This is a genomic window from Pseudomonas sp. B21-035, from assembly GCF_024748945.1.
Lineage (GTDB): Bacteria > Pseudomonadota > Gammaproteobacteria > Pseudomonadales > Pseudomonadaceae > Aquipseudomonas.
Map to the genome: position 1 here is coordinate 4,870,992 of NZ_CP087179.1, position 24,062 is coordinate 4,895,053.

The window sequence follows — 24,062 nt, forward strand, 5'->3', positions numbered from 1 at the left end:
TCAAATGAGCCATCAACCGAACAAGCTCCACGCCTTATTGGCCGGCACCCTGCTGCTGGCCAGCAGCATCGCCCTGGCCAACGGCCAGGCGCCGACGCCGGTGGCCAAGGAGCTGCAGCAGGCCAAGACCTACACGGTCAGCAGCGCGCCGATCGAGCCGCTGCAGATCCCGGCGCCGACCCTGCCCGACCTGTCCGGCTATAGCGCGCAAGCGGTGCAGAAAAAGATCGACCGCTCGCACAAGGGCAAGGTCTCGGTGCGGCGCATGCTCCAGGAAAACAGCCTCAAGGAGTTCATCGGCGGCGACAACAAGATGGCCGAATGGGTGGCGCGCCAGCATGGCATTCCCCAGGCGATCTTCATCGACGACGGCCATGTGAACTTCACCGAGCTGAGCAAGCAGGTGCCCGCCCAGTACCTGCGCGAAACCGCGCCGGGCGTGTACCTGGCGCGCCTGCCGATCGTGGTCGGGCAAAAAGGCGTGCTCGAGATCGACGCCAAGGTCAAGGAACTGCGCCTGTCCCAGGAGGGTGGCGCGTTCATCGTCAACGACGGCAAATTGTTCGTCAGCGACACCCGGGTGACTGGCTGGCGCGAGAAAGACAACGGCCCGGCGACCTTCCGCTCGCCGAAGGAATTCCGCCCGTTCCTGCTGTCGTGGGGCGGCACTGAGACCTACATCGTCAACAGCAAGATGGCCAGCTTCGGCTATGCCAAGAGCAAGTCCTACGGCGTGAGCATTTCTCAGTACACACCGAACATGGCCAAGCAGATGGGCCGCCCGGAACCCACCGGCTGGATCATCGGCTCCGAGTTCAGCGACATGTGGTACGGCTTCTACTGCTACGAAACCAGCGACTTCGTGGTCAAGGACAGCACCTACCGCGACAACATCGTCTACGGCATCGACCCCCACGACCGCTCGCACCGATTGATCATCGCCGGCAACACCGTGTACGGGACCAAGAAGAAGCACGGCATCATCGTTTCACGCGAGGTCAACGACAGCTGGATCATCAACAACAAGAGCTACGACAACAAGCTCTCGGGCGTGGTCATCGACCGTAACAGCGTCAACAACCTGATCGCCTACAACGAGATCTACCGCAACCACACGGACGGCATCACCCTGTACGAGAGCGGTGACAACCTGATCTGGGGCAACAAGCTGATCAGTAACCGCCGCCACGGCATTCGCGTGCGCAACAGCGTCAACATCCGCCTGTACGAGAACGTCGCCATGGCCAACGGCCTGGTAGGCGTCTACGGGCACATCAAGGACTTGTCCGAGACCGACCGCGACATCGCCCTCGACCCGTTCGACACCAAGGTCTCGCTAATCGTCGTCGGCGGTGAGCTGGCGGCCAACGGCAGCGGCCCGCTGTCGATCGATTCGCCGCTGAGCGTGGAGCTGTACCGGGTGTCGATGCTGGCGCCGAGCAAGGCCAGCGGCATCAGTTTTTCCGGAGTACTGGGCGATCGCCAGGACGAGATTCTCGACCTGATGGTGCGCCAGGGCAAAGCCGTGCTGATCGATCCGGTCGAGCGCCAGACCGAAATGCTGGACTGAGGAAGCCAATCCTATGCAACCACAACTGACCAAGCTGCTGAGCCTTTGCGGCCTCGCCACTGCCCTGCTGGCCATCAGCGCCGGCGCCTCGGCCGAACAGGTCCAGGCACCGGACTTCACCGCCGAGCCGTGCTGCCAACTGTGCCCGCAGGCCCACGACGCCAGCCGCTACACCACCCGCTACCAGCAGAACTTCACCACCCTGGTGCAAGCCCAGGGCGACTGGCTGTTTCGCACCCGCGAAGACCTGCGCACCGAATTCGACACCTCCCCGGCCGGCTACCGGCGCCTGCAGCAGTTGCACGATGCGTTCAAGGCCAAGGGCGTGGAACTGGTGATCGTCTACCAGCCGACCCGCGGCCTGGTGAACCGCAACATGCTCAAGCCGGCCGAAAAGGCCGCGTTCAATTACGCCAAGGCGCTGCACAACTACCAGGCCATGCTCGGGCGCTTCAGCCAGATGGGCTACACCGTGCCCGACCTGTCGCCGCTGACCAACGAACAACTGGCTGCGGCCGACCAGGGCAAGGACTTCTACTTCCGTGGCGACCAGCACTGGACCCCGTACGGCGCCGAGCGCGCGGCAAAAATCGTCGCCGACAGCGTGCACAAGATGCCGGCCTTCGCCGACGTACCCAAGCGTGAGTTCGAGAGCCACAAGTCCGGGCGCATGGGCAAGACCGGCACCCTGCACAACGTCGCCGGGCAGCTGTGCGGCACCAGCTATGCAGTGCAGTACATGGACCAGTTCGTCACCGAGCCCAAGGGCGAGAGCGGCAGCGACGACCTGTTCGGCGACTCCGGCAACCCGCAGATCACCCTGGTCGGCACCAGCCACAGCGGCAAGAACTACAACTTCTCGGGCTTCCTTGAGCAGTACATCGGCGCCGACGTGCTCAACGTCGCCTTCCCCGGCGGCGGCCTGGAAGGCTCGATGATCCAGTACCTGGGCAGCGAAGACTTCCAGAACAACCCGCCGAAGATCCTCATCTGGGAATTCTCGCCGCTGTACCGCCTCGACCAGGAAACCATCTGGCGACAGATGCTCGCCCTGGTCGACAACGGCTGCGAAGGCAAGCCTGCGCAGATGAGCGCCAGCACCGCGCTCAAGCCGGGCAAGAACGAGCTGATGGTCAACGGCCGTAACGGCGTGATCAAGGACCTGACCAATGGCCGTCACCAACTGGATATCCAGTTCGAAGACAAGTCGGTCAAGACCCTGCAAGCCACCCTCTGGTACCTGAACGGCCGCCACGAAGACCTGAAGATCGAGAAGCCGGAAACCGCCGACACCGATGGCCGCTTTGCCTTCGAGCTGCGCGAGGATGAGGACTGGGCCGCCCAGACCCTGCTCGCCGTCGAAGTCCAGGGGCCGGAAAGCGGCAGCCAGAAAGTCGAAGCCACGCTGTGCAAACGAAAGTGAGGCGCCTATGAAAAATTTCAGCACATCCCCTGTAGCAGCACTCGCACTGGCGCTGGCCCTGTTCGGCCCGGCCGCGCACGCCGCCGGGCTGGTCCCTCCCCAGGGCTATTACGCCGGGATCGAAAAACTCAAGACCGGCGACAGTGACTTCAAATGCGCAGCCATCCCCACGCCCTACACCGACAAGCTGCAGTTTCGCAGCAAGTACGAAGGCTCGGACAAGGCCCGCGCAACCCTGAACAAAGCCTCGGAAAAGGCCTTCCGCGACTCCACCGCGAGCATCACCACCCTCGAGCGCGGGGTCAGTAAACAGGTCATGCAGTACATGCGCGATGGCCGCCCGCAACAGCTCGATTGCACCCTGGAGTGGCTGAGCAGTTGGGCCAGCGCCAATGCGCTGATGTCCACCGACTACAACCACACCGGCAAGTCGATGCGCAAATGGGCGCTGGGCAGCCTCAGCTCGGCCTGGCTGCGCCTGAAGTTCTCCAACTCCCAGCCGCTGGCGGCGCACCAACAACAGGCCGAACTGATCGAGAAATGGTTCGGGCGCCTGGCCGACCAGGTGATCAAGGACTGGAGCGACCTGCCGCTGGAGAAGATCAACAACCACTCCTACTGGGCGGCCTGGTCGGTGATGGCCACCGCCGTCGCCACCGACCGCCGCGACCTGTTCGACTGGTCGATCAAGGAATACCGCGTGGCCGCCAACCAGGTCGACGCCCAGGGCTTCTTGCCCAACGAGCTCAAGCGCAAGCAGCGCGCCCTGGCCTACCACAACTACGCCCTGCCGCCGCTGGCGATGATCGCAAGCTTCGCCCAGGCCAATGGTGTCGATGTGCGCCCGGAAAACAACGGCGCGCTCAAGCGCCTGGGTGAGCGGGTGCTGTCGGGCTCGAAAGACCCGAGCCCGTTCAAGGCAAAGAACGGCGAGAAACAGGACATGGACGACCTCAAGATCGACAGCAAATACGCCTGGCTCGAGCCCTGGTGCAGCCTCTACAGCTGCAACAGCGACGTGCTCGGGCGCAAGCACGACATGCAGCCGTTCAAGAGCTTCCGCCTGGGCGGCGACCTGACCCGGGTCTATGACCCGCAGGCCGAGCAAAAGAAATGAGCTAGGACCTGTCGCGGGTCAAGCCCGCTCCCACAGGAGCGCGGCGAACCCTGTGGGAGCGGGCTTGACCCGCGATGCTTTAAACACTGCCCCCCGCGTTCCGACATGGGGGGTTTGGGGGGCTGCTGCCCCGGTTGCTAACGACAAGGAGAGATCGGGATGGTGTTTTCATCCAACGTGTTTCTGTTCCTGTTCCTGCCGATCTTTCTCGGCTTGTACTACCTGAGCGGGCAACGCTATCGCAACGCCCTGTTGCTGCTGGCCAGCTACGTGTTCTATGCCTGGTGGCGGGTGGACTTCCTGGCGCTGTTTGCCGGGGTCACCCTGTGGAACTACTGGATCGGCCTGAAAGTCGGCGCCGCCGGCGTGCGCAGCAAGCCGGCCCAGCGCTGGCTGCTGCTGGGGGTTGCGGTCGACCTGGGCATCCTCGGCTACTTCAAGTACGCCAACTTCGGCGTCGACAGCATCAACGCGATCATGACCTCGTTCGGCCTTGAGCCGTTCATCCTCACCCATGTGCTGCTGCCGATCGGTATCTCGTTCTACATCTTCGAGTCGATCAGCTACATCATCGACGTGTACCGCGGCGACACCCCGGCGACCCGCAACCTGATCGACTTCGCCGCCTTCGTGGCGATATTCCCGCACCTGATCGCCGGCCCTGTGCTGCGCTTCAAGGACCTGGCCGACCAGTTCAACCACCGCACCCACACCCTCGACAAGTTCTCCGAAGGCTGCACGCGCTTCATGCAGGGCTTCATCAAGAAGGTGTTCATCGCCGACACCCTGGCGGTGGTCGCCGACCATTGCTTCGCCCTGCAGAACCCGAGCACCGGCGACGCCTGGCTCGGCGCCCTGGCCTACACCGCGCAGCTGTACTTCGACTTCTCCGGCTACAGCGACATGGCCATCGGCCTGGGCCTGATGATGGGCTTTCGCTTCATGGAGAACTTCAAGCAGCCGTACATCAGCCAGTCGATCACCGAGTTCTGGCGGCGCTGGCATATCAGCCTGTCGACCTGGCTGCGCGACTACCTGTACATCACCCTGGGCGGCAACCGCGGCGGCACCTTCGCCACCTACCGCAACCTGTTCCTGACCATGTTGCTGGGCGGCCTGTGGCACGGCGCCAACTTCACCTACATCGTCTGGGGTGCCTGGCATGGCATGTGGCTGGCGATCGAGCGGGCCCTGGGCATCAACGCCGCGCCGCAGCGATTCAACCTGGTGCGCTGGGCCTTCACCTTCCTGCTGGTGGTGATGGGCTGGGTGATCTTCCGCGCCGAAAACCTGCACGTCGCCGCACGCATGTACGGCGCCATGTTCAGCTTCGGTGACTGGCAACTGTCGGAGCTCAACCGCGCCAGCCTCACCGGCCTGCAAGTGGCAACCCTGGTGCTGGCCTACGTGACTCTGGCGTACTTCGGCCTGCGCGACTTCTATCGCAACGCCAGGCCCGCGCCCAAGGCCAGCCCGGTGGCCGTGCATGCCGACGGCAGCCTGAGCCTGGACTGGGGCCTGTACGCCACCCGCGCGTTGGTGCTGCTGCTGTTCGTGGCCTCGATCCTCAAGCTCTCGGCGCAAAGCTACTCGCCGTTCCTCTACTTCCAGTTCTGAGCGAGCCGACCATGACCCGACATTTACGCAAACTCTACGCCCTGCTGTTCCTCGCCCTGTTGCTGGGCCTGGGCCTGTGGTCGCTGGGCGGCCTGGGCAGCTTCCAGCGCACTGCGCAGATGAGCGCCCTCGACGGCAAACTGGCCAAGGCCGCCGAAACCCACTACGACGAGCAGTTCCCGCTCAAGCGCATCGGCACCAACCTGTGGGCGGCGCTGGACTTCAAACTGTTCAACGAAGGCCGCCCGGGCGTGGTGCTGGGCCGCGAGCACTGGCTGTTCAGTGACGAGGAGTTCAAGCCGGTGGCCAACAGCGACCAGTACGAACAAGAGAACCTGGCGCTGATCCGCGGTGTGCGCGACACCCTGCAGCAACACGGCGTGCAACTGGTGCTGGCGATTGTGCCGGCCAAGGCGCGGCTGTATCCGGAGTATGTCGGCGAACAGACCCCGGCCAGCCTGCACACCGACCTGTACAACGAGTTCCACGCCCAGGCCCGCCAGGCCGGCGTGTTCGCCCCCGACCTGCTGGCGCCGCTGCAAGAGGCCAAAGCCCGTGGCCAGGTGTTCCTGCGCACCGACACCCACTGGACGCCGATGGGCGCCGAAGTGGTTGCCCAGCACCTGGCCGCCGCCGTGGCGCGCCAGACCCTGCTCAACGGCGAGCCCCAGCAGTTCGTCACCGAACAACGCCAGAGCGCGCCATACAAGGGCGATTTGACCAACTTCCTGCCGCTCGACCCGCTGTTCAGCAACCTGCTGCCGCCGCCGGACAGCCTGCAAAAACGCAGCACCCGCCCGGCCGAGGCTGAAGGTGAAAGCGGCGATGCATTGTTCGCCGACAGTGAAATCCCGGTGGCGCTGATCGGCACCAGCTACAGCGCCAACCCCAACTGGAACTTCCTCGGAGCCCTGCAGCAAGCGCTGCGCAGCGACGTGGTCAATTACGCCGAAGACGGCCATGGCCCACTGCTGCCGATGCTCAAGTACCTGCAAACCGACGCCTTCAAGAACAGCGCGCCGCAAGTACTGATCTGGGAGTTCCCGGAACGTTATCTGCCAATGAAAAACGACCTCAGCGCTTTCGATCCGCAGTGGATCGCGCAGCTGAAAAAAACCCGCAATGCCAATCAAGACCTGGCCCTGTCGTCCCATCGGACGGAAAACTGAAGAGGAAACGCACATGACCTTGCATACCCAAAAGCTGCGCATCGCCAAAGCCTGCGCCCTGGCCGCCGGCCTCAGCCTGCTCTCGCTGCAAGCCCTGGCCGGCGCCGACGCCGCGCTGTATGGCCCGACCGCGCCGAAAGGCTCGACCTTCGTGCGCATCTACAACGCCGGCGCCCAGCCAGTGAGCGCCAGCGTCGGCAACACCCAGATCAGCGAAGTGGCGGCCCAGGGCAGCAGTGACTTCAGCTTCATGCCCCAGGGCGATTACAGCGCCAAGGTCGGCAGCCAGAGCCTGCCGGTCAAGCTCGCCGCCGATCACTACTACACCCTGGTCAACAACGCCTCGGGCCAGCCGCAACTGGTCGAGGAGCCACCGTTCAAGAACAAGCAGAAATCCCTGGTGCGGGTACAGAACCTCAGTAGCCAGGCCCTGACCCTGAAGACCGCCGACGGCAAGACCGAAGTGGTCAAGCCGGTGGCCGCCAAGGCCCGTGGCGAGCGCGAGATCAACCCAGTCAAGGTCAGCCTGGCGCTGTATGAAGGCGATAAAAAAGTCAGCGATCTGAAGCCTGTGGCTCTGGAGCGCGGCGAAGCAGCGGTGCTGTACGTGACCGGTTCCGGCAGCAGCCTGTCGCCGGTCTGGGTCAAGCGCCCGGTATCCACCCGTTAACCACCTGCCTATTTCTATTTTTGGAGAACACCCATGATTCCAGTCATTCTGTCCGGTGGTAGCGGTTCGCGTCTGTGGCCGCTGTCGCGCAAGCAGTTTCCCAAGCAGTTCCTGGCCCTGACCGGTGAACACACCTTGTTCCAGCAAACCCTCTCGCGCCTGGTGTTCGACGGCATGGACGCGCCCATCGTGGTCTGCAACAAAGACCACAAGTTCATCGTCAGCGAGCAGCTGCAAAGCCTCAAACTTCAAACCCAGGGCATCCTCATGGAACCCTTCGGGCGCAACACCGCGCCGGCAGTGGCACTGACCGCGATGAAGCTGGTCAACGAAGGCCGTGACGAGCTGATGCTGGTGCTCCCGGCCGATCATGTGATCGACGACCAGAAAGCCCTGCAACGGGCCCTGGCCCTGGCCACCGTGGCCGCCGAGCGCGGCGAGATGGTGCTGTTCGGGGTGCCGGCGACCAAGCCGGAAACCGGCTACGGCTACATCAAGTCGAGCCAGGACGTGCTGCTGCCCGAAGGCGTCAGCCGGGTGGCGCAGTTCGTCGAGAAGCCGGATGAAAAACGCGCCGCCGAGTTCGTCCGGGCCGGTGGCTACTTCTGGAACAGCGGCATGTTCCTGTTCCGCGCCAGCCGCTTCCTCGAAGAGCTGAAAAAGCACGACGCCGATATCTACGACACCTGTCTGCTGACCCTGGAGCGCAGCGAGGAAGACGGCGATAACCTGAGCATCGACGAAGCCACCTTCGCCTGCTGCCCGGACAACTCCATCGACTACGCGGTGATGGAAAAGACCCAGCGCGCCTGCGTGGTGCCGCTGTCGGCGGGCTGGAGCGATGTCGGCTGCTGGTCGTCGCTGTGGGATGTGCATGAAAAAGACCACAACGGCAACGTCACCAAGGGCGACGTGGTGGTCCAGGACAGCCACAACTGCATGATCCACGGCAACGGCAAGCTGGTATCGGTGATCGGCCTTGAGAACATCGTCGTGGTCGAGACCAAGGACGCCATGATGATTGCCCACAAGGACAAGGTCCAGGGCGTCAAGCAACTGGTCAACACCCTCAACGAACAAGGCCGCAGCGAAACCCAGAACCACTGCGAGGTGTACCGACCGTGGGGCTCGTACGACTCGGTGGACATGGGCGGGCGTTTCCAGGTCAAGCACATCACCGTCAAGCCCGGTGCCAGCCTGTCGCTGCAGATGCACCACCACCGCGCCGAGCACTGGATCGTGGTGTCCGGCACTGCCGAGGTGACCTGCGACGAGAACGTGTTCCTGCTCACCGAAAACCAGTCCACCTACATCCCGATCGCTTCGGTGCACCGCCTGCGTAACCCGGGCAAGATCCCCCTGGAGATCATCGAAGTGCAGTCGGGCAGCTACCTGGGCGAGGACGATATCGAGCGCTTTGAAGATATCTACGGACGCTCGACGCCGATCGAGCGCGGGATCTCGATCAAGACCATCGCGCAGTAAAACCCCAATCGCGGGGCAAGCCCGCTCCTACACATTGTGGGAGCGGGCTTGCCCCGCGATGCTTTTTGGTTAGGATGAAAGCACCCCCACCCACAAGGTTCGCTCCATGTTCATCGGCGCCCTGCTCATCCTCACCTGGCTGGTCCTGCTGCTGCGCTACCCGGCCAAAGCCCTGCCGATTTCGCTGGCGGCACTGTTCGGCCTGGGCCTGGTGGCGTTGTGGGTGGTCTGGCTGGACAACCGCGAAGCCAGGCAACTGGCCCACCTGGAGCTGCGCCTGACCTACGCCCCGGAGCAATGCCCGGCCGATCGCCCGCTGCAGGTGCACATCAACAACGGCAACCCGGTGCCACTGGTGGAGCTGCGCTGGCGGGTCGCGGCCTATGCCCCGGGCGATACTGTCAACCTCGCTGAGAACACCTACGCCGCCCCGCGCTACCGCGGCCCCGGCGAGCTGCAGCCCGGCGCCAGCTGGCAGGAGTGCCTGCCGTTGCCGCCACTGCGTTCCGGCTACCGGCCACAGAGCGTCGACTACCGCGCCGAGCACCTGCAAGGCAGCTTCGCCGACTGAGCACCTGGTATTTTTGCCAGGTTACCCAAGCGGCAAAATCCTGTTGAATGACTCCGCGTACTTCACTGCCTAGCGGAGTAAGGTCATGGTCGATACATCGCCAGCGGTTCAGGACCAGTTCAAGCAACTGTTCGAACGGATCAATCATCATCAACCGCTGGCCAGGCCCGTGGTGATCCTGGTGTATTCGGACACCTGCCCGGCATGTGCCGATGCCAAGCGCAACGTGACAACCCTGGCCGATAACGGCTATCGGGACCGGGTTGACTTCTACCAGCTGACATTCGCTGCCTTTCAAACGTTGTCCCTCGACACCCAGGTCACCCACGTGCCCACTCAACTGCTGTATGACAGGGCAAGCCAACGCCAGCTCTGGACCGGCATTTGCACCGATCGGTTGGAAAATGCATTGAAAACGCTGATTGCTGAACTATGATCCAGTACCCCCACTGCTCAAGGACAGCAGCTCATGCCCAGCGTGTTGATCACCGGATGCTCCAGCGGTATCGGTCTGGCTTTGGCCGAGACCTTCAAGAATGCCGGTTTCGAGGTCTGGGCCACGGCGCGCAAGGCCGAGGACGTAGACCGCCTGGCCGCCAGCGGCTTCAATGCCCGCCAACTGGACGTCAATGACCAGCAGGCGCTGACGCAGCTGGCCGGTGAACTGGAACAGCACGGCCAGGGCCTCGATGTACTGATCAACAACGCCGGCTACGGCGCCATGGGGCCGCTGCTCGATGGCGGCGCCGAGGCGATGCGCCGGCAATTCGAAACCAATGTGTTCGCCGTGGTCGGGGTCACCCGCGCATTGTTCCCGGCGCTACGCCGCAACAAAGGCCTGGTGGTGAATATCGGTAGTGTTTCCGGGGTACTGGTCACGCCGTTCGCCGGCGCCTACTGCGCCTCCAAGGCGGCCGTGCACGCCCTGAGCGAAGCCTTGCGCCTGGAAGTGGCGCCCTTTGGCATACGGGTCATGGAAGTACAGCCTGGCGCAATTGCCTCGCAATTCGCCAGCAACGCCGGGCACGAAGCCGAACAACTGATCGGTGAACAATCGCCGTGGTGGCCGCTGCGCGAAGGCATCCGTGCCCGCTCACGCGCCTCCCAGGACAAACCGACCCCAGCGGCCGACTTCGCCCGCGATGTCCTCAAGGCCGTGCGCCAGCCAGAGCCGGCGGCGCTGGTACGCCTGGGCAATGGCAGCCGCGCCTTGCCGCTGCTGCAAAACTGGCTGCCGCGGGGCTTGCTGCAGCGCGTGCTGAAAAAACGCTTCGGCCTGGACCGCGCGCTCTAGGCGATCGAGCGCAGCACGCCGGGTGCATGACCGCGCAACGATCACCCCTGGGCGGCGGTCTGCAACGGCTCGCTGAACGGCTGCCATCCACCGCCCAGCGACTTGTACAAGCCAACCAGGGCCTGGGACACCGCCGCCGAACTTTCGACCCACTGCTCCTGGCTGGCCAGCAAGGCGCCCTGCACGCTGAGTACATTGAGAAAGTCCACGGCGCCCTCGACATACTGCTGCTGCGCGGTCTGCAGGGCGATGCGGTTCTGGCGCACGGCCTCTTCGAGCAGGTCACGACGCAACTGGCTGGCGTTGTACAGGCGCAGCACATCGTCGATTTCGTGCCAGGCGCGCAGTACCACCTGCTGGTAGCGCAGAGCCGCTTCCTGCTGCTGGGCTTCGCGCAACTTGAGCACGCCGCGCAGGCGCCCGCCTTCGAAAATCGGCAAGTTCAGTTGCGGGCCGATGGCGAATCGACGCGCATCCCAGCTGCCGAAATCCGACAACTGCAGTGACTGCAGACCGACATTGCCCGACAAGCGGATGCTCGGATAAAAATCCGCCTTGGCCACCCCGATACTGGCGGTGGCGGCATGCAGCTGGGCCTCGGCCTGAAGAATGTCCGGGCGCCGCTCGGCCAGCTCCGACGGCACGCCGATGGCAAAGCGTTGCTGCGGCGTCGGCATCGCGCCTGGCTCCAGCAATTCGGCCTGCAGGCTGCGTGGCGGCTCGGCCAGCAACAGGCCGAGGGCGTTGATCAATTGTGCCTGGCGCTCTTCCAGGGTCGGCAGGCGGGCCTCGACCGAGGCGACCTGGGCACTGGCCTGGGCCACATCGAGGGCGGTGGCTACCCCGTCGCGCAGGCGCATTTGCGACAGGCGCAGGCTGTGCCGCGAAACCTCAAGGTTCTCCCGGGTGACGGCCAGGGTGCTCTGCACCGCTCGCAGCTGGATGTAGTTGCCGGCGGTCTCGGCCAGCAGCGACAACAGCACGCCACGGCGGTCGTTCTCGGCGACTTCGACCACCGCGTCGGCGGCTTCGACCTGGCGGCGTACGCGGCCCCAGAGGTCAAGCTCCCAACTGGCGGTAAAGTCGCCCTGCCAGAGGCTGAAGGCCGACTTGCCGCCGTTGCCGGACGGGTCGTTGAGGCCTTCGGCACTGTTGCGCGCCCGGCTGTATCCGCCGCCCAGATCAACCGACGGGGTTTGCTCGGAAGCGATGCTCATGCGCAGCGCGCGGCTTTGCAGCAAGCGCGCGCTGGCGATCTGCAGGTCGAGGTTGCGCTGGCTGGCGCGCTCGATCAGGGCACTGAGCTTGGGGTCGTGAAAGCTTTCCCACCAGCGCTGCTCCAGCGGTGTGGCCTGGGCCTGACTGGCGGCGGGGGTTTCCTGCAGCGCCGGCCATGCGGCCGGGGCATGGCTGTCAGGCGCGCTGAAATCCGGGCCCAGGCTGCAGCCGGCCAGCAGGCTCAGCAGCAGCGGGCAAAGGGCGAATGCAGGTTTCATCGGGCGCTGACCTCTTTACCGGTACTCAGGCTCGCGCCGGTATCGATCGTGGCCACCACCGACATGCCGACCCGCAGGCGATCCAGCAATGGCTGGTTGGCGTCGAAGACAATTTTCACCGGAATGCGCTGCACCACCTTGGTGAAGTTGCCGGTGGCGTTGTCCGGCTTGACCGCCGCGAAGGTGACACCGGTAGCCGGGGCGATGCTCTCGACCCGCCCGTGCAGGTATTCATCGGCGAAGGTGTCCACGCGGATCTGCACCGGCTGCCCGGGTTGCACGTGGGTCAGTTGGGTTTCCTGGAAGTTGCCGAGCACATAGGCGTGCTCCAGCGGCACCACCGACAGCAACCGCGCCCCCGGGTTGACGTAGGCGCCAACGCGCAGCGCGCGCTCGCCGACCATGCCGTCGATGGGTGCGACGATGCGCGTGTACGACAGGTCCAGTTGCGCCCGCTCAAGGCTTGCCTGGGCATGTTTGAAGCCCCCTTCGGCGCTGTCGACCTGGGCGCTGAGGATATCCACCTGCTTGCGCGCCGCCGCCAGCGCCGCCTGCGAGTTGGCCAGCCGCGCCCGCGCCTGATCAACCCGGCTGCGCGCCTGCTGGGCGTTCTGCACGGTACCGGCGCCCTGCTCGGCCAGGCGGCTGTGGCGGGTCAGTTCGTGATTGGCGAAGGCCAGCTCAGCCTGGTCGGCACTGACCGCGGCCTGGGCCTGGTCGATCAGCGAGGCCTGGCGCTCGAGGGTCGCCCGGGCGTTGTGGCTTTGCGCGCTGGACACCAGCAGTTGCGCCTGCGCCGCCGCCAGCGCCGCCTGGTAGTCGCGGTCGTCGATCTGCGCCAGCAACTGGCCGGCCTTGACCTGCTGGTTGTCCTCCACCAGCACCTGCTTGATAAAGCCGGCCACCTTCGGTGCGATCACCGTGTAGTCGGCAGACACGTAGGCGTCGTTGGTGCTCTGCGCGCTGTCGTGGCCCAGCAGCATCGGGCCGAACACGCCGGCAATCCCTGCCACCACCAGGGCGGCGACGATCAAGGCGGTTTTTCGGTGAGTTGTTGTCGTGGTCATGTCTTTCTCTCAAATCCGCAAACCTAGGCCACCGCGCGCGGTGGGTAGATCCGGGTAGGCACAAAAGGAATCAGTACAATCAGCGCCGCAGCCAGCAGTGCCATGCACAGGTAAAGATCGGCCGAGGTCAGCACCAGGGCTTGTTCATGGATGCGCCTGGCCAGGCCCGGGGCGCTGCTGTCGGCCAGCGGCGAATTGCCCAGGCTGTCGACCAGCGCATTGGAGTGAAAATGCCGGCGCACGGTGGTCAGCGCCTCGATCAAGCCGGCCGCAACCACCGAAGCCAGGCCCTTGACCGTGTTGAACCAGGCCGAGGCAAACGGCCCGTCCTGTGGGGTCATGCCGCCGGTGGCCAGCATCAGCAAGGGGATCACCGACATCGGCTGGCCGAAGATGTGCAGCAGTTGCAGCAGGTAGAAGTTGTCGCGAATCCACACGCTGGTGAGCTGGGTGCCCAGCGCGCACGACAGCGACAACATGCCCAGCCCCGCCGCCAGCACCCAGCGGCAATCCACTGCGCGAATGTTGCACAGCGCCGCCACCAGCGGCAGCGCCAGCAACTGCGGCAAGGCCACCAGCAGCATCAGCGGGCCGGTCTGCGCCGGGCGGTAACCCTGGATCTGCGCCAGGTAGCTGGAGGGGATGATGATCACTGCCGTCAGCACGATCAGCACGCCGAACAGGGTCACCAGGGCGTGGGTCAGGTTGCGCACCTTGAGCATCTGCAGCTTGAAGAATGGCAGCGGCTCGGACCACTCGTTGCACAGGAACAGCACCAGCAGCACCAGGCCGCCGCCGAGCAGCCAGCAGATCAGCGGCGAGTCGAACCAGCCCATGCGATCCCCCAGGGTCAGGCCGATCACCAGCGTGCAGATGGCCGGCAGGCCGAGCAGCAGCCCGCGCCAGTCGAACTGCCTGAAACGCTCCAGGCGCAGCGGGTCCTGGGGCAGGCCCCAGGCAACACAGGCCATTGCCAGCAATGACGGCAGAATGATCTGCCAGAACGCCCACTGCCAGCCGACATATTCAGTCCACAACCCGGCCAGCGGCGTGCCCAGGTTGGGCCCGAAGGTCGCGGTCAAGGCATAGCCGGCCAGGCCGTAGACCTTGATCCCCGGCGGCAGGAAACGCAGGGCGACGCTCATCAGCATCGGCGGCAACGCCCCCGATGCCAGGCCCTGCAAGGTGCGCAGCAGCATCAGGCTGGACAGGTTGGGCGCATACGGCTGCACCAGCCCGAGCAGGGCAAACACGGCAATGGCGCACAGGGTAAAACGGCGCAGGGAAAAGGTCGCCGCCAGCCACGGCGAAAAGGCCATGGCCGAGACCGACGCCGCCGAATACACCGCGATCAGCCAGGCGCCTTCATCGGCGCCGATGAACATGCCACCACGGATATCGGCCAGCGAGGCTTTGGTGACCATCTCGTTGAGGCCGGCGCAGAGCACCGCCAGCAGTACCCCGAGCAGGCCGACCAGAATGCGCGTGCCAAAAGCCGCCGGCGCCGCCGTAACGGCAACCGGTGGGGGCAGCACAGGTAAAGGAGTCGCGGTCAGCGAACTCATCACAGACATCTCCGGACAAACAAAAGAACCGGCGCAAGTCTATGAAGGGGCAATGCTTACGAAAACTGACATATTGGCAGTTTACTAGTGCAGCAAACGCAATCGGCCGGTTCAGCGCTGCTCGCTGCAGCACGCCTTGAGGGTCTGGCGCAGCCAGCGGTGGGCCGGGTCGTTGTCAAAACGCGGGTGCCAGGCCTGCATCACCGTCACCCGTTCCAGTGGCAACGGGATGTGGAACGAGCGCAGCGGCAGGCCGAGCTTGGTCACGCTGCTGAGGATATTGGCCGGCATCGGCAGCAACAGGTCGGAGTCAGGCAAGGAGAACATCGCCGAATGAAAGCTCGGGGTGATCAGCGCCACCCGCCGCTGCACCTTGTAGTTGGCCAGCTCGACATCGATCGGGCCGTTGGCGCGGCCGCGGCGCGAGACGCTGATCTGCGGGTAGGCGGCAAAGCGCTGGGGGGTGATTTCGGCCTCGAAGATCGGGTGATCCTGGCGCGCCAGGCCGACGTAGATGGTGTTGAACAGGCTCTGCATCTTGATCTCGGGGCCCAGGTCGATGGTCGAGCTGACGATCAGGTCAGTGCCGCCGTCGCGCAGCACCGCATCATCGTCACCACCGCCTTCCGGGACAAAACGCAGCACGGTGTGCGGGGCCTGCTCGTGCATCATCTGCAGCAGTTGCGCGCCATACAGGGCGATGAACAGGTCGTTGGTGCGAATGTTGAAAGCCCGGTCGAGGGTTGCCAGGTCGACTTCTTCGCGGCTGCGAAACACCAGCCCGGCCTGCTCGACCAGGGCCCGCACCTGCTCGTGCAGGGCCAGCGCCCGCGGCGTCGGCACCAGGCCACGGCCGGCGCGGACCAGGATCGGGTCGCCGATGGCCTCGCGGATTCGCCCCAGGGTCCGGCTCATGGCCGCCGGGCTGAGGTTCATGCGCCGCGCTGCGCCGACCACACTGCCCTCATCAAGCAGGGCATCGAGAGCGACCAACAGGTTCATATCCGGGATCTGCATTGCCAGGCATCCATGACGGGTAAACAAGGGCCGATCTTAACAGCTCGGCAGCGGCCACCGGGTTGCGCGTCACGCAACTACACAGTGCATGCCAGGCTATTTATCCGCTGGCCGCCGATCCTCAACAATAGCCGGCTCGACTGCCGCCCAGAGAAGCCGCCCATGCTCAGCCCCGTATTGATTGCCATCGATGGATCGCCCGCCTCCCAGGGCCTGGTCGAGCTCGCGCAACAGTACTGTTTGCCCAACTGCCATCGCCTGCAGGTGGTGCTGGCCATCGACAGCGCCTTCGCCCTGAGCGACGGCCCGGGGGCGATCAGCCTGTACGACCAGCAGGAATACCCGGCGGCCACCGATGAGCAGCGCCATGCCGTCCAGGCCGTGCGCCAGGCCCTGGAGAACCTGCGGGCGCTGGGCTTCGAGAGCGAAGGCAGGCTGGTGCCGGGCGAGCCGGTGGCGGCCATCGTGACTGCTGCCCGCGCGCTTGAGTGCGAGCTGATCATCATCGGCCACCGGCACTTGAACCGCCTCGGGCGATTGCTCGATCCGTCGATCAGCAACAAGGTGATCGATCAGGTCAGTTGCCCGGTGCTGGTGGATTCGCGCCAGGCTTGAGGCGCTTTTAGCCTTCTTTCCGAGCCGGCTTGACCACCACTGTGCAGGTGGTCCCCGCCGCCAGCAAAAAACCTTCCGGCACTTCATCGATGTGAATCCGCACCGGCACCCGCTGGGCCAGGCGCACCCAGTTGAAGGTCGGGTTGACGTCGGCGATCAATTCTCGGCTTTCAGGGTTGTCGCGGTCATAGATACCGCGCGAGATGCTCTCGACGTGGCCCTTGAGCCGCTCGCCGCTCATCATCTGCAGCTCGGCCTGGTCACCCACGCGCACGTGCGGCAGCTTGGTTTCTTCGAAAAAGCCATAAACCCAGAACGAGTCCTTGTCGACCACCGCCATCTTCGCCTCGCCGGTGCGCGCGTAATCGCCGCGATGGACGTTGAGGTTGGTGACATAGCCATCGACCGTGGCGAGGATCCGGGTCCGCTTGAGGTCCAGTTCGGCCGCCGCCAGCTGGGCCTGGGCCTGCTGGTAATCGGCCAGCGCCGAGTTGGCGATGTTGCTGGCATCGTCACGGTTCTCCCGCGAGATCACCAGGTTGTCCATGTCGGCGCGGCGATGGGCGTTGACCTTGCGCATCTCCCAGGTGGCCTTGCGCGAGGCTACCAGCGCCTGGGCCTGGCGGACCGCCACCTCGTAATGCTCGGGGTCGATCTGCAGCAGCACGTCGCCCTTCTTCACCAACTGGTTGTCGCGCACCGGCACGTCGACCACATAGCCCGGCACGTCGGCGGCGACGTTGATGATATCGGCGCGCACCCGCCCGTCGCGGGTCCAGGGCGTGTTCATGTAATGCACCCAGAGCTGGCGACCGATCACCACGGCAGCGGCCAGCACGAGCAAGGTGGCGATCAGGCTGAAAAACTTTTTCATCAACAGGGGTCTCAACGGTAGAGAGTCAGGGCCATGGATCCGAACAGGCAGATAAACAGGCACAGGCGCAGCAGCGCCGGGTGCCAGAAAAAGCGGTAGCCGTCATGGCTGGCGATGAACCGGTCCAGGCCCCAGGCAAGCCCGGCGGCGAACAGGAACATCAAGGTCATGGTCGGCATGTAGACGCCATGGAAGGCGATTTCACGAGGCATGGGGCAGTCCTTTGGCCGGGGCCAGTTCGGCCAGCGGCGACTGAGGGTCGAGCAACGAAGTACGGATGAAGTGCAGGTAGCTCTGCACCCGGCGCAGGGCCGAGGTGTCGAAGTGGCGGGCGAACGGCTCGTCGGTGGCTTGTACGCGGCTGATGGCGTGATCCACCGCCACCAGGGCGCGCTCGTGGTTGCTGGCGCTCGGTTGCATGAACAGCCGCGCCAACGCCCGGCCCATGACCCGGATGGCCTGGCGCCAGGGCTGCGATTCGGCATAGCACGGGTGCACTGGCAAGATTGCCTGTTCCTTGCGCAGCTCGATGATCGCGTGGCCAACCTCAAGCACCACGAACATCCAGCGCAGCAGCTTGCTCTGCACCAACGGCTGGCCGACCGCCAGGCCATAGGCCTGGTGCAGCAGGTCGCGGGTGCGGCTTTCGAAGCTCGAACCCAGGCCGCGCAGGCGCCCGGTAATTGCATACAGCACCTGGGCGCGCAGGTCCTGCTCCAGGCGGCTCCACAACCAGCGGCTGTTGGGCGGCAGGATGATCGCCCCGGCAGCGGCGCAGACCAGCATGCCGATGACCATGGCGATGTAGTCGTTGATGAAGTTGTAGGGGTTGTAGATGGTCAGGTTGTCGGGCACGGAACCGGTGGCAAAAAAGATCAGCAGGCCCAGGCCATAACCGGCATAGGCCGGGCGCGAGGCGAGGAACGCACCGAACACGAACACCGGCGCCAGCACCAGGCACAGCAACGGGAAACCGTCGATCCAGGGGAACACGAAGAAGGTTTCGAAGAAGCCGACAAAGGCGCCGAACAAAGTGCCGCAGGCCATCTGGAACGACATGCGCTTGGGGTTCGGCGTCGCCGCCGAGAGGCCGACGGTGGCAGCGGCGATCAGGGTCATCATCGCCCCGCTCGGCCAGGCGGTAAGAATCCAGAAACTGCCCAGCACCAGCAAAATGAACGAAGCGCGCACACCGGCGGCCAGCGAAGCCATCCAGTTGGTCTGCGCGACATAGGGCTCATCCCACTGCTCGCGGGCATGGTTGTGTTCGGTCAGCGAGGCGTGGGTCTGGGCGTAGCTGTGCATGTCGTCGACGAAGCGGTACAGCAGCTCATAGGCGGTGTGAAAATCCAGCAGGTCGGCGTCGCTCGGGCCGCTTTCGACATAGGCCGCGCGCAGCGTGCGCACGCGCTCCGGCAAGCCTTCCTTGTAGGCCGCCAGTTGCTCGGCCAGGCGCGCCGCATCGCGCTCGGTGAGGCCGCGCCCGGCATAACCGTCGAGCAGCTCGGCCAGGGCGGTGAGCCCGGGTTCGATGGCGGTGACGATCTGCAGCGGCCCACGCAAACGCAAGCGCTCAAGCAACTGGTGCAAGGCGTTGAAGCGCGTGGTGATGGCCATGAATTCGCTGTTCATCCGCCCCAGGCGACCGTTACGCCGGCGCATGTGCGGGTCTTCGAAGGCGGTAACGCTGCGCAGGCTCTCCAGGCCCACGGCCTCGGCGATAAAACGCACGTTGCTGCTTTCGAAGCGGTCGCGCTGGCTGTCGCCGCGCAGGCCCTCGGCAACGAAACCGGCGAACACGCCGAAGCGCTGGTACAGGGCGTTGCGCATCGAGGCACTGGCCGACTGCGGCAAAATCGCGGCGCTGACCAGGGTCGAGACCAGAATCCCCAGGGAGATCTCCAGCACCCGCCACACGGCGGCCATGAACGCGCCGTCGGGGTGCTGCAAGGCCGGCAAGCCGACCATCGCCGCGGTATAACCGGCGAGCACGAAACCATAGGCGCGGAAGGTGCGGTAGCGCATGGCACCGGCCGAACACAGGCCGACCCAGATCGCCAGGCTCGGCAGGAACAGCTCGGTGTTTTGCGGAAACAAGGCGATCAGCGCGACCATCATCGAAGAGCCGGCCAGGGTGCCGAGCAGCCGGTAGAAGCTCTTGGCGAACACATGGCCGCTCTGCGGCTGCATGACGATGAACACGGTGATCATCGCCGTGCGCGGTTGCGGCAACTCCAGGCGCATGGCCAGCCACAGGGTCAGGAAGGCGGCGCTGAGGACCTTGAAGATGTACACCCAGGTCACCCCGTCGGTGCGCAGCCATTCAAAGAACCCGCGACGCCACTCCAGGGTGGCCAGCCAGCGAAACGGCAGGGTCAGCGCGCTCATTGGGCGTGAACCGGCTTATCGAAAATCGCCAGGGTCGCCGGGGTCTTCGGCGCCTGCTGACGGTCTTCGCCGGGCACATCGCTACCCGCGCCCAGGCCGCCGCCCAGGGCCGTAACCAGCTCGGCATGGGCACTCAGGCGCGCAGCCTGGACCTGCTGCTGGATCTGCTGCTGGCGGAATAACTGGGTTTGCGCGTTGAGCACATTGAGGTAATCGGTCAGGCCGCGCTGAAAAGCGATCATGGCGATGTCGTAGGTTTTTTGCGCCGAAGCCACCGACTCGGCGGCAAAGTGCTGCTGCTCGTTCATCGACTCACGACGAATCAGCTGGTCGGAAATGCCCTTGAGCGCCTCGACCACGGTCTGGTTGTAGTGCGCCACGGCGATGTCGTAACCGGCCGAGGCAACCCCCAGCTGCGAGCGCAGGCGGCCGCCGTCGAACACCGGCAGGCTGATCGCCGGGCCGACGTTGTAGTTGAATTTGCGCCCGGTCAGAAACTCCAGCGCGCCGCCACCGGTGGCCATGAAGCCGAGACCACCGACCAGGTCGACATTGGGGAAGAAGCCTGCATGGGCGACATCGATACCACGGGCCTGGGCCGCCACCTGCCAGCGGCTGGCGACCACGTCCGGGCGCTGGCCGACCAGTTCGGCGGGCAACGCCGAGGGCAGCTTCAACGCGGTACCCAGGGCCAGTTGCGGGCGCTGCAACTGCGCGCCCTTCCCCGGCCCTTTGCCGGCCAACGCCGCCAGTTGATTACGCGCCAGGGCGATTTCTTCATTCAGGGCATCGAGCTGGCGGCGGGTTTCCGGCAGCGGCGTCTGCGCCTGGCTGACTTCGAAATGGGTGCCGATACCGCCGGCCAGGCGCCGTTCGGCCAAGGCCAGGATCTGCTCCTGCTGCTCAAGCTCGGCCTTGACGATATCGCGCTGGGCAAAGTGCAGCGACAGCTGGATATAGACCTTGACGATGTTGTTCTGCAGCTCGAGCTGGGCCTGACGGGCCTGGGCCACGCTCATGTGGGCCATGTCCACGGCCTGCTCGCTGGCATTGCGTTCGCGGCCCCAGAGGTCGAGGGCGTAACTGAAGCCCAAAGCGGCATTGTTGTCCCAGGTGTTGGAACCCGACAGTGCGCCGGGGCCATAGAACTGGTCTTCCGGCCAGTTGTGGCGCTTGAGCGTCGACTGGCCGTTGACCTGCAGTTTCTCCGCCGACTCGACCACCCCGGCCATGGCCCTGGCTTCGCGCACACGGGCGGCGGCCATGGCCATGCTGGGGCTGTCGTGTACGGCCAGGGCGATCCAGCGATCGAGTTGCGGGTCGCCGTAGGCCCGCCACCATTGCTGCTCGGGCCAGTGGGCGTCGAGGGCGGCTTCACGGATGGCCGCGTCGGTGGTCAGGGTATTGGCTTGCAGCGTCTTGCTTTGCGGGGCAATGCCCCAGGTTCCGATACAGCCGCTCAAGGTCAAGCTAAAGGCACAGGCACTGAGCGCATTGAGCGCTCTGATAATGCGACGCGGCACAGCTGCGAATTCCCGACGTAGAAGGTGGATGACGCTTGGAGAGGCAATTCTAGGGGGCCGCCGCACTGGCGATAAGCGTGCATTACTGCGAATCTTTGTTACGAAAACAGCGATAATCCGGCTTTAGTCTGAAGACCGCCCCGGTTACTTCATGTCACAATTTGTCGTCTACTTTGAGAGCGACCCATGGACACCCTGCAAAACATGCGTGCTTTTAGTTGCGTCGCGCAAGTCGGCAGCTTCACTGCCGCAGCCGTGCAACTGGATACGACCACCGCCAACGTATCGCGGGCGGTCTCCAATCTTGAAGCCCATCTGCAAACCCGCCTGCTCAACCGCACCACCCGGCGCATTGCCCTGACCGAAGCCGGCAAGCGCTACCTGATGCGCTGCGAACAGATTCTTACCTACGTCGAAGAAGCCGAAGCCGAAGCCAGCGACGCCCATGCGCGCCCGGCCGGGCAGCTCAAGGTGCATTCGATGACCGGGGTCGGCCAGCATTTCGTCATCGATGCCATCGCCCGCTACCGCGAAACCCACCCGGACGTGACCTTCGACCTGACCATGGCCAACCGCGTGCCGGACCTGCTCGACGAGGGCTACGACGTGTCGATCGTGCTGGCCAGCGAGCTGCCGGACTCGGGCTTCGTCTCCCAGCGCCTGGGCATTACCTACAGCATCGTCTGCGCCTCGCCCGAATACGTGAAGCGCCACGGTATCGCCCACAAGCCCAGCGACCTGCTCAACCACGCCTGCCTGCGCATGGTCAGCCCGGTGATCCCGCTGGAAAAATGGCTGTTCGACGGGCCCGAAGGCCAGGAAGTGGTGAACATTACCCAGGCGCCGTTCCAGGTGAACTCCGCCGATGCGATGAAAACCGCGATCCGCAGCGGCATGGGCGTTGGCGTGCTGCCGATCTACTCGGCCATAGAGGGCCTGCGCGATGGCTCGCTGGTGCGGGTAATGCCCGAGTACCGCCTGCAGGAGCTGAACCTGTACGCGATCTACCCGTCGCGCCAGTACCTGGATGCCAAGATCAAGACCTGGGTCGAGTACCTGCGCAACTCGCTGCCGGAAATTCTCGCCGCCCATGAAGCGGACCTGAAAACCCACGAACTGCGCATCGCCACCTGAAATCTTGCTGCACAGCGGTGGTGGAGAATGATAGCGTGCTACCCATTCTCCACCGCCCGCAGAGATTTCGCCGATGAAAAAGACCGTCCTTGCCTTCAGCCGCATCACCCCGGCGATGGTCGAACGCCTGCAGCAAGACTTCAACGTGATCGTGCCGAACCCCAAGCTCGGCGACATCAGCGCCCAGTTCAACCAAGCCCTGCCCCAAGCGCATGGCCTGATCGGCGTCGGCCGCAAACTCGGCCAGGCGCAGCTGGAAAACGCCAGCAAGCTGGAAGTGGTCGCCAGCGTCTCGGTGGGCTATGACAACTATGACCTGGCCTACTTCAACCAGCGCGGCATCGCCCTGACCAACACCCCCGACGTGCTTACCGAAAGTACTGCCGACCTCGGTTTTGCCCTGCTCATGGGTGCGGCGCGGCGGGTCGCCGAGCTGGATGCCTGGACCAAGGCCGGGCAATGGCAAGCCACCGTCGGCCCGGCGCAGTTCGGCAGCGACGTGCACGGCAAGACCCTGGGCATCGTCGGCCTGGGCAATATCGGCGCGGCCATCGCCCGGCGCGGGCGCTTCGGTTTCAACATGCCGGTGATCTACAGCGGCAACAGCCGCAAGCCGGCGCTGGAGCAGGAACTCGGCGCGCAGTACCGCAGCCTCGATGAACTGCTGGCTGAAGCTGATTTCGTCTGCCTGGTGGTGCCACTGGGCGCGCAGACCAAACACCTGATCAGCAGTCGCGAACTGCAACTGATGAAACCCAGCGCGTTTCTGATCAACGTCTCCCGTGGGCCGGTGGTCGATGAAGCGGCGCTGGTCGAAGCCTTGCAGGCCGGCACTATTCGCGGCGCCGGGCTGGATGTCTACGAGAAGGAGCCGCTGGCCGAATCACCGCTGTTCCAGCTGAAAAACGCCCTGACCTTGCCGCATGTAGGTTCGGCTACCGCTGAAACCCGCGAGGCCATGGCCAATCGGGCGATTGATAACCTGCGCAGCGCCTTGCTCGGTGAACGGCCACGGGATCTGGTCAATCCGCAGGTGTGGAAGTCGGCCTAATCAACCACCCTTACCGTTACCAGTGGTGAAATCTGCGACGGCAGGCTGAGCACCGAGAGATCGAAAAACAGCACACCAGTACCGCCCAGCGCGCTTTGCAAATAGCGCCTGGGCAGTACGAAGTCGTGCCCTCGGTAATCTTCCCAACGCTCGATCGCAAGCGAGTCACCGTAGGTTTCCGGCGCCCCTCCCGGTGGAAAGCCAATCCAGCCAAGCAGCAAGGTTGCCCCTTGAGAGCCCTGCAAGCCTGGCAAGGCGTAACCACTGAGCGTCAGCCCCGCCTCGTCCACCTGGGAAAGGCTGACCGTCCAGCTCGCATCTTTGAGCGTGGGCGGCGCGACCAACGGTTTATTGGACTTACCCATCATCACTTCCATGACCGTTGCCTCGAACGCGGCGGATGTGTTGTGCAAGCT

The 24,062-nt window shown here is 64.5% G+C and carries 22 protein-coding genes; 13 read left to right on the top strand and 9 right to left on the bottom strand.

The window, feature by feature from the left end:
* The first annotated feature begins 4 nt into the window (after window positions 1-4).
* The 10 genes from algG (at window position 5) to LOY22_RS22235 (ending at window position 10,916) form a co-directional block, all read left to right on the top strand.
* The gene (gene algG / locus LOY22_RS22190) at window positions 5-1,570 is read left to right on the top strand and encodes a mannuronan 5-epimerase AlgG (protein WP_093379712.1); all 1,566 of its coding nucleotides are present in this window, start codon (window positions 5-7) and stop codon (window positions 1,568-1,570) included.
* A gap of 13 nt (window positions 1,571-1,583) precedes the next feature.
* Window positions 1,584-2,993, top strand: coding sequence for an alginate O-acetyltransferase (locus LOY22_RS22195; protein ID WP_258594821.1), 1,410 nt, complete (start codon window positions 1,584-1,586; stop codon window positions 2,991-2,993).
* A 7-nt stretch (window positions 2,994-3,000) separates the two neighbouring features.
* Window positions 3,001-4,110, top strand: a complete 1,110-nt coding sequence (locus tag LOY22_RS22200) for a mannuronate-specific alginate lyase (protein WP_213603308.1) — start codon at window positions 3,001-3,003, stop codon at window positions 4,108-4,110.
* 159 nt (window positions 4,111-4,269) lie between these two features.
* Window positions 4,270-5,727 carry an MBOAT family protein gene (locus LOY22_RS22205; RefSeq protein ID WP_195884985.1) on the top strand — a complete coding sequence of 486 codons (1,458 nt, stop codon included), beginning with the start codon at window positions 4,270-4,272 and terminating at the stop codon, window positions 5,725-5,727.
* Between the two features lie 11 nt (window positions 5,728-5,738).
* Window positions 5,739-6,896, top strand: coding sequence for an alginate O-acetyltransferase (locus LOY22_RS22210; protein ID WP_093379696.1), 1,158 nt, complete (start codon window positions 5,739-5,741; stop codon window positions 6,894-6,896).
* Between the two features lie 13 nt (window positions 6,897-6,909).
* Window positions 6,910-7,566 carry an alginate O-acetyltransferase AlgF gene (locus LOY22_RS22215; protein WP_045197222.1) on the top strand — a complete coding sequence of 219 codons (657 nt, stop codon included), beginning with the start codon at window positions 6,910-6,912 and terminating at the stop codon, window positions 7,564-7,566.
* Between the two features lie 33 nt (window positions 7,567-7,599).
* A complete protein-coding gene (locus LOY22_RS22220; RefSeq protein ID WP_045197221.1) occupies window positions 7,600-9,051 on the top strand; it encodes a mannose-1-phosphate guanylyltransferase/mannose-6-phosphate isomerase in 1,452 nt (483 codons plus the stop codon).
* 106 nt (window positions 9,052-9,157) lie between these two features.
* A complete protein-coding gene (locus LOY22_RS22225; RefSeq protein WP_045197219.1) occupies window positions 9,158-9,622 on the top strand; it encodes a hypothetical protein in 465 nt (154 codons plus the stop codon).
* Between the two features lie 85 nt (window positions 9,623-9,707).
* Window positions 9,708-10,058 (top strand): thioredoxin domain-containing protein, encoded by a 351-nt coding sequence (locus LOY22_RS22230; RefSeq protein WP_093379691.1) that lies wholly within the window; start codon window positions 9,708-9,710, stop codon window positions 10,056-10,058.
* Window positions 10,059-10,091: 33 nt separating this feature from the next.
* Window positions 10,092-10,916, top strand: a complete 825-nt coding sequence (locus LOY22_RS22235; protein WP_093379686.1) for an SDR family oxidoreductase — start codon at window positions 10,092-10,094, stop codon at window positions 10,914-10,916.
* Window positions 10,917-10,957: 41 nt separating this feature from the next.
* Here the strand turns inward: LOY22_RS22235 and LOY22_RS22240 are convergent, their stop codons facing one another.
* From LOY22_RS22240 to LOY22_RS22255, 4 genes are all read right to left on the bottom strand, one after another.
* Window positions 10,958-12,412, bottom strand: coding sequence for an efflux transporter outer membrane subunit (locus tag LOY22_RS22240; RefSeq protein ID WP_258594827.1), 1,455 nt, complete (start codon window positions 12,410-12,412; stop codon window positions 10,958-10,960).
* Entirely contained in the window at window positions 12,409-13,479 is a 1,071-nt protein-coding gene (locus LOY22_RS22245; protein ID WP_213603305.1) for an HlyD family secretion protein, read from the bottom strand. Before LOY22_RS22245 ends, LOY22_RS22240 begins: the two co-directional genes overlap by 4 nt.
* 23 nt (window positions 13,480-13,502) lie before the next feature.
* Entirely contained in the window at window positions 13,503-15,044 is a 1,542-nt protein-coding gene (locus tag LOY22_RS22250) for an MFS transporter (protein WP_258594830.1), read from the bottom strand.
* A 111-nt stretch (window positions 15,045-15,155) separates the two neighbouring features.
* A complete protein-coding gene (locus tag LOY22_RS22255) occupies window positions 15,156-16,061 on the bottom strand; it encodes a LysR family transcriptional regulator (RefSeq protein ID WP_045197211.1) in 906 nt (301 codons plus the stop codon).
* 162 nt (window positions 16,062-16,223) lie between these two features.
* On the opposite strand from LOY22_RS22255, the gene LOY22_RS22260 reads away from it, so the two are divergent.
* Entirely contained in the window at window positions 16,224-16,676 is a 453-nt protein-coding gene (locus tag LOY22_RS22260) for a universal stress protein (RefSeq protein ID WP_258594832.1), read from the top strand.
* 7 nt (window positions 16,677-16,683) lie between these two features.
* Here the strand turns inward: LOY22_RS22260 and LOY22_RS22265 are convergent, their stop codons facing one another.
* Genes LOY22_RS22265 through LOY22_RS22280 form a run of 4 tightly spaced genes read right to left on the bottom strand, consistent with a single transcriptional unit; the run spans window position 16,684 to window position 21,461 of the window.
* A complete protein-coding gene (locus LOY22_RS22265) occupies window positions 16,684-17,550 on the bottom strand; it encodes an HlyD family secretion protein (RefSeq protein WP_258594834.1) in 867 nt (288 codons plus the stop codon).
* Between the two features lie 11 nt (window positions 17,551-17,561).
* Window positions 17,562-17,762, bottom strand: coding sequence for a DUF1656 domain-containing protein (locus tag LOY22_RS22270; protein WP_028943216.1), 201 nt, complete (start codon window positions 17,760-17,762; stop codon window positions 17,562-17,564).
* Window positions 17,752-19,938: an FUSC family protein gene (locus LOY22_RS22275; RefSeq protein WP_045197206.1), complete on the bottom strand. Its 2,187-nt coding sequence runs from the start codon at window positions 19,936-19,938 to the stop codon at window positions 17,752-17,754. Before LOY22_RS22275 ends, LOY22_RS22270 begins: the two co-directional genes overlap by 11 nt.
* Complete coding sequence (locus tag LOY22_RS22280; RefSeq protein WP_258594837.1) at window positions 19,935-21,461, bottom strand: efflux transporter outer membrane subunit; 1,527 nt, start codon at window positions 21,459-21,461, stop codon at window positions 19,935-19,937. The genes LOY22_RS22275 and LOY22_RS22280 overlap by 4 nt, the downstream gene beginning before the upstream one ends.
* 186 nt (window positions 21,462-21,647) lie before the next feature.
* On the opposite strand from LOY22_RS22280, the gene LOY22_RS22285 reads away from it, so the two are divergent.
* Both LOY22_RS22285 and LOY22_RS22290 read left to right on the top strand, forming a co-directional pair.
* Entirely contained in the window at window positions 21,648-22,595 is a 948-nt protein-coding gene (locus LOY22_RS22285) for a LysR family transcriptional regulator (RefSeq protein WP_045197201.1), read from the top strand.
* Window positions 22,596-22,668: 73 nt separating this feature from the next.
* The gene (locus LOY22_RS22290; RefSeq protein ID WP_045197199.1) at window positions 22,669-23,646 is read left to right on the top strand and encodes a D-glycerate dehydrogenase; all 978 of its coding nucleotides are present in this window, start codon (window positions 22,669-22,671) and stop codon (window positions 23,644-23,646) included.
* Here the strand turns inward: LOY22_RS22290 and LOY22_RS22295 are convergent.
* Window positions 23,643-24,023: a hypothetical protein gene (locus LOY22_RS22295; protein WP_143013262.1), complete on the bottom strand. Its 381-nt coding sequence runs from the start codon at window positions 24,021-24,023 to the stop codon at window positions 23,643-23,645. The genes LOY22_RS22290 and LOY22_RS22295 overlap by 4 nt on opposite strands.
* Window positions 24,024-24,062 lie beyond the last annotated feature (39 nt).